We start from the raw sequence: 5,670 nt of genomic DNA, 5'->3' as shown, positions 1-5,670 counted from the left end.
TCTCCGCCTGCTGAAAAGGCGCCCGACACCATGCAGGCGCGCGTTCTTGCTTGCGCCGCGTGTCACGGCGCGCAAGGCGAGGGTACGAGCAATGATTATTATCCGCGGCTCTCGGGCAAGCCCGCCGGTTATCTTTACAACCAGTTACTTGCCTTTAGGGACGGCCGCCGGCAGTACCCGCCAATGAATTATTTATTGGCTTATCTCCCGGACGCTTATTTGCATCAGATTGCCGAACATTTTGCCGGCGAGCGGCCGCCTTTTCCTGTACTCCCGCCGGTCACTGCCGACGCAGCAACACTGGCACTGGGCAAGTCGCTCGTGAATAACGGTGCGCCGACACGCAAGATTCCCGCGTGCGCTGCATGTCATGGCGCGGCGCTTACCGGTATGGAGCCTGCCGTTCCGGGCTTGCTTGGCTTGCATGCCGACTACATCACCGCGCAATTGGGCGCGTGGCGTTACGGCACCCGCAAGACGCTTGCGCCCGATTGCATGCATGACATCACCAGCAAGCTTGCCGATCGCGATATCACCGCCATAGCGGCATATCTGGCGTCCTTGCCGGCTCCGGTCGATCCCGTTCCGGTCGCGGCCGGCTCTCTCAAGATGCCGCTCGCTTGCGGCACTGTCCCTAACCCTTAAGGCGAGGAAATCGACGTGTTCAGTTTCCGGACCCTGATGCTTCTATGCATGTTTGTCGTGGCGTCAAATGCGCAAGCGGCTGACCCGTCAATCGTTGCTCGTGGCGAATACCTTGCGCGCGCCGGTGATTGCATCGCGTGTCATACCGTTCCTGCCGGCAAGCTCTTTGGTGGCGGCCGGCCAATGGAAACACCATTCGGTACGCTCTATACACCGAACATTTCGTCGGATAAAGAGAGCGGTATCGGCAAGTGGAGCTCGGCTGAGTTCTACAACATGATGCACACGGGCAAGTCGCGCACCGGCGAACTGCTTTATCCCGCCATGCCGTTTGCGTCTTACACCAAAGTGACGCGCACCGATTCCGATGCGATCTATGCGTATCTCTTGTCCACACCTCCCATTGCGCAGCCCAACCGTGCGCACGAATTGCGGTTTCCGTTCAATCAGCGCTCGTTGCTTTTCGGCTGGCGTGCGTTGTACTTTCGCGCGGGGGAGTACCAGCCGGACACCACGCAGTCGGTCGAGTGGAACCGTGGCGCGTATCTGGTTGAAGGGCTCGGTCACTGCACCATGTGTCACACCGCGATCAATGCGCTAGGCGGCAACTCAACATCCAAACGTTTCGAAGGCGGCCTGATTCCGATCCAGAACTGGTATGCGCCTTCGTTGACATCGAATAAGGAAGCGGGGCTTGGCGACTGGAGCATCGAAGACATTTCCGATTTGCTGCAAGCGGGGGTATCGAATCGTGGCGCCGTGTACGGCCCCATGGCGGAAGTCGTGTACGACAGCTTCCAGTATCTGTCCGACGAAGACATCCGTTCCGTCGCCGTCTATCTGAAGACGCTGCCCTCACGCGCCGGTGAAAAGATCACGCCGCCCACACCGGCGCTTGCCGAGGAAAAGAACACCATGTCGCCGCTCGGCAAGAAGATCTACGACGCGCAATGTGCTGTTTGTCATGCGACGCAGGGCGAGGGCAAGCTGCCGCATTTCCCGCCGCTCGCAGCCAATCAGTCCATCCAGATGACGTCGTCCGTGAATCCGATTCGCATGGTGCTCAACGGCGGTTACGCGCCAGGCACGAAGAAAAATCCCATGCCTTACGGTATGCCGCCTTTTGCGCAATCGCTCTCGGATGTCGAAGTCGCGGCAGTGGTCACGTATATCCGTACCGCCTGGGGCAACCATGGCACGCCGGTGAGTGCAAAAGATGTCAACGCGTTGCGCTCCGCGCCACTTTATTGAGGACGTCATGACTGATTCAGAAAACGAAGATGCTGCCGTCGATGAAATCGTCCGCGATGGCCCGCACGGCGCTATCGCGGTTGCCGGCGTGGCGACGGCCATTGTGATCGGCTTGTGGTTCGCGTTTTATTTCCTGGTCTTCCTGCCGCGTGGCGTTATCCAATGAGCAATGAACACCAGTCGCATGCATCGGCGGACATGGTCGCGCGCATCGAGCGCAAATGGGCGCTGCTTGTCGCGATCATCCTGTGCGTGCTTGTCGCCATGACGATCTTCACGGGCCTTCACTGGGCAATGATGCCGCCCTCGCGCGTGGAGACGGTGCGTCCCGATACGCTCAACGTAAGCGGTGAGTTCATCGAAAGCAATCTGGGCAGTGCGGTTGAAGCGGATGGATCGGTCACGGTCCGAGTGGTCGCGCAACAGTATTCGTTCACGCCGCAATGCCTGCTGATTCCAACCGATACCCCTATTACGTTCCGCGCCACGAGCGCTGACGTGGTGCATGGTTTCCTGATCACGAACACGAACATCAATTCAATGCTCGAGCCTGGCTATATCTCGACTTTCAAGACGACCTTCACGCAACCGGCCGAGCACCTGATGCCGTGCCACGAGTTCTGCGGCACAGGGCATCAGGGCATGTGGGCGCATGTGAAGGTCATCGACAAATCCACTTTCCTTCAGATGGCAAACGCTAACGGTTCGCGGAGATTAAGCTGTGTTAAATAGCAAGCGACTCGTTCTCGCGCATTTCTGGCTCGGCTTCATCAGCTTCGGCGGCGCGTTATTGCTGGGCGCCTGGCAGATGTGGGTGCGCAGCCCGCTGCACCCGTGGCTGCACAATCCGGAGCTTTACTATCGCTCGGTGACCGCGCACGGCTCGGCGATGGGCTATGTATTTCCCACGCTGATTGCAATGGGGTTCGGCTATGCGGTGACCGAGCTTGCGCTGAAGAAGCCGTTGATCGGCGTGCGCTGGGCATGGGCCGGTTTCATTCTGGTTGCAGTAGGTACCGTCACTGCAATGGTCCCGGTCGCGATGGGACTTGCGTCCGTGCTCTATACGTTTTATCCGCCGATGATCGGCAACGCCTTCTTTTATATCGGCATTGTGCTGGTCGTGGTCGGCTCGTGGATCTGGGTTGGACTCATGTCGGTCAACCTGATCGCGTGGAAGCGTGCGAATCGCGGCGTGCCGGTGCCGCTCGCCATGTTTGCGAGCGTTGCAGGCGCATACCTCTGGGGATGGACTGCGGTGGGCGCCGCTATCGAGATCCTGTTCCAGATCCTGCCGGTGGCGCTCGGCTTCAAGACGACTATCGATGCAGGCCTTGCCCGCGTGTTCTTCTCGTGGACGCTGCATGCAATCGTCTACTTCTGGCTGATGCCTGCGTACATTGCGTATTACACCATCATGCCGCGCGCAATCGGCGGCCGGTTGTACAGCGATTCCATGGCGCGCATCTCGTTCATCCTGTTTCTCGTGGTCTCCATGCCGATCGGCATTCACCATCTTTTCGCCGACCCACAGGTAGGTTCCGGCTTCAAGTTCATGCATTCGGTGTTCACCGCACTGGTCGCCGTGCCGACCCTTCTAACAGTATTCACCATCTGCGCGTCCGTGGAAATCGCAGCACGTTTGCGCGGCGGACGGGGAACCTTCGGCTGGCTCAAGGCGCTGCCCTGGCAGAACCCGATGATGCTCGCGCTCGCATTCTCATTCGTGATGCTTGGCTTCGGTGGTGCTGGCGGCATCATCAACATGAGTTATCAGCTCGACTCCACGATCCACAATACGCAGTGGGTGACCGGGCACTTTCACCTGATCTTCGCGGGCGCGATCGTCATCATGTACTTCGCGATTGCCTACGATCTCTGGCCGCATCTCACCGGCCGCGCGATGACGCAACTCAAGCTCATGCGCTGGCAATTGTGGTTGTGGTTTGTCGGCATGATCGTGCTGACGTTCCCGTGGCATTTCACCGGCATCCTCGGTATGCCCCGACGCATGGCCTTCTTTGATTACACCGATCCCGAGCTTGCCGCGCAGGCCATGCCGGTGATCATCTCGACCATTGGCGGGTTCATCCTGGTGGTGTCTGCGGTGATGTTCTTCACCGTGTTGATCCGGGCGCATCGCGGGCCGCGTGTAGTGGTGGAAGAGTTCCGCTTCAGTACGGCGGTGCATGAATCGAAGACCATTCCTGTTGCGTTGAACAGCTTCGGCTTGTGGCTTGCATTGATGATCGGCCTGACGCTTTTCAACTACGGTTATCCAGTTGCATCGCTGGTGTCGCGCTCGGACACGTCCGTGCCGGCCATTCAAATTGGAGGGCCGCAGCGATGAACGAAGAACGCCTGTTCTCGTTACGCAACCGCTGGTTCACTGTCACGGTCGGCGGTACGCTGGCGCTGGCTTTGTTTTCGGCAGCGGTAGGCTTCATCTGGTTGCCGTCCGCACAAAAGGACCAGCCGTTCCAGGGCGTCTGGAACGCGATCTGCAGCGCAGCCGGCGTGCCGCAACAGTGGTTGCGCATCACGACCGCGACGCCAGTGCCTTTGACGCAAACAAGCCTCGTTGCGATGACGCCGCAATTGCTTGGTGTTCCGAGCAGCGCTTCCATTGGCCGTGGCGCGACCCTGGCCATGCGATGCACGATGTGCCACGGGGCCATGGGCGTGAGCGATGCCAACTCGCCCAATCTTGCCGGTCAGTTTGCGTCCGTGATCTATAAGCAGTTGCTCGACTTTCAGTCGGGCGCGCGGCGTAATGCGGTCATGTCGCCAATGGCCGCCAACCTTACCGATCAGGAAATGCGTGACCTGGCTGCGTATTATGGGTATCTGCCCAAGCCAGCAGCTTCGCGCACCGATGCCATTGCGTCCATGTCCGCACCCGATATCGTGGCGCATGGTTCGCCCATGCGAAACATCGCTTCGTGTGCTTCGTGTCATGGCGGGATCGATCACAAGGCAGGGACGCCCTGGCTCGAGGGCACGCCTTACGCGTATTCGAAAGAGCAATTGCAGGCGTTTGCGAACGGAACGCGTCATAACGATATCAATGAGCAAATGCGTAATGTCGCGCGGAACATGACACCGGATGAGATCGATGCTGCGGCCCGGTATTACGCCGGTGTCCGACCTTAAGCAACTCAAGGACGCTCCGCACGCCGATGCGCAGCGTGTCTCGCCTGCAGCGCGCTCAATGCGGCAAGCGGCGATCCTGTTTCAAAGTGCCTGCGGTACGACATCAATAAAAGCAAGGACAATCATGCCTTCGCGATCGAGCAGATAGGTCGCCGGGAGCGAAACGAGCCATGCGTCGTGCTTGCCGGCTAACGGGGGCACATAGCCTGATGCCTCGTAGCGCGGCGTGAGGGCCAACGGCATCACGAAGGACAGACTGGCCGCGATCGGGATTTTCATACGCGTGGTTGGTACCGGCTCATTCTCTCCGACCGCACGACACTACGATGTCGGCCAGCCCGCTGTATTGAAGGCAATCGCGCAGCTTGAGGATTGGCACAGCGTGAATTCCTACTCTGCGTTTCGATTAGCGTCATCGACGGGACAATGTGTTGTAGCGGCGCGGCTATGTGTCGCGCGCCCGCTCACCTACCATGCCGTACCGAAACGCAATCTTCATCTCTGACCCGCCATGCACATTTTTACTTCCCGATGGCTGCTCGTGGCGGCCGCCGCTGCAGCGCTTTGCACGACCCCTTGTGACCAACCTGCTGGATATGGCGCGCCTGCAGGCGGGAAGCA

General features: G+C 59.3%; 8 protein-coding genes. 7 read left to right on the top strand and 1 reads right to left on the bottom strand.

What is annotated here, in order from left to right; genetic code table 11:
- The 6 genes from ACRXB1_RS28830 to ACRXB1_RS28805 form a co-directional block, all read left to right on the top strand.
- Positions 1 to 645: c-type cytochrome (locus ACRXB1_RS28830; RefSeq protein WP_449493967.1), on the top strand; the 645-nt coding region annotated here is incomplete at its 5' end.
- Between the two features lie 36 nt (positions 646 to 681).
- Positions 682 to 1,896 carry a c-type cytochrome gene (locus tag ACRXB1_RS28825; protein ID WP_449493968.1) on the top strand — a complete coding sequence of 405 codons (1,215 nt, stop codon included), beginning with the start codon at positions 682 to 684 and terminating at the stop codon, positions 1,894 to 1,896.
- A 7-nt stretch (positions 1,897 to 1,903) separates the two neighbouring features.
- Positions 1,904 to 2,062 carry a hypothetical protein gene (locus ACRXB1_RS28820; RefSeq protein WP_086386331.1) on the top strand — a complete coding sequence of 53 codons (159 nt, stop codon included), beginning with the start codon at positions 1,904 to 1,906 and terminating at the stop codon, positions 2,060 to 2,062.
- Complete coding sequence (locus ACRXB1_RS28815) at positions 2,059 to 2,628, top strand: cytochrome C oxidase subunit II (RefSeq protein ID WP_449493966.1); 570 nt, start codon at positions 2,059 to 2,061, stop codon at positions 2,626 to 2,628. Before ACRXB1_RS28820 ends, ACRXB1_RS28815 begins: the two co-directional genes overlap by 4 nt.
- The gene (locus ACRXB1_RS28810) at positions 2,618 to 4,246 is read left to right on the top strand and encodes a b(o/a)3-type cytochrome-c oxidase subunit 1 (protein WP_449493965.1); all 1,629 of its coding nucleotides are present in this window, start codon (positions 2,618 to 2,620) and stop codon (positions 4,244 to 4,246) included. The genes ACRXB1_RS28815 and ACRXB1_RS28810 overlap by 11 nt, the downstream gene beginning before the upstream one ends.
- On the top strand, positions 4,243 to 5,049 hold the full coding sequence (locus tag ACRXB1_RS28805; protein ID WP_449493964.1) for a c-type cytochrome: 807 nt from the start codon (positions 4,243 to 4,245) through the stop codon (positions 5,047 to 5,049). The genes ACRXB1_RS28810 and ACRXB1_RS28805 overlap by 4 nt, the downstream gene beginning before the upstream one ends.
- 81 nt (positions 5,050 to 5,130) lie before the next feature.
- Here the strand turns inward: ACRXB1_RS28805 and ACRXB1_RS28800 are convergent, their stop codons facing one another.
- Positions 5,131 to 5,328 carry a hypothetical protein gene (locus ACRXB1_RS28800; protein ID WP_062002873.1) on the bottom strand — a complete coding sequence of 66 codons (198 nt, stop codon included), beginning with the start codon at positions 5,326 to 5,328 and terminating at the stop codon, positions 5,131 to 5,133.
- On the opposite strand from ACRXB1_RS28800, the gene ACRXB1_RS28795 reads away from it, so the two are divergent.
- A complete protein-coding gene (locus tag ACRXB1_RS28795; RefSeq protein ID WP_449493963.1) occupies positions 5,276 to 5,554 on the top strand; it encodes a helix-turn-helix domain-containing protein in 279 nt (92 codons plus the stop codon). The two genes, ACRXB1_RS28800 and ACRXB1_RS28795, sit on opposite strands and share 53 nt — an antisense overlap.
- Positions 5,555 to 5,670 lie beyond the last annotated feature (116 nt).

The organism is Caballeronia sp. M23-90, assembly GCF_053574605.1.
Note: the sequence above shows the minus strand (reverse complement) of the source record. Positions and strands in the feature narration are given on the sequence as shown.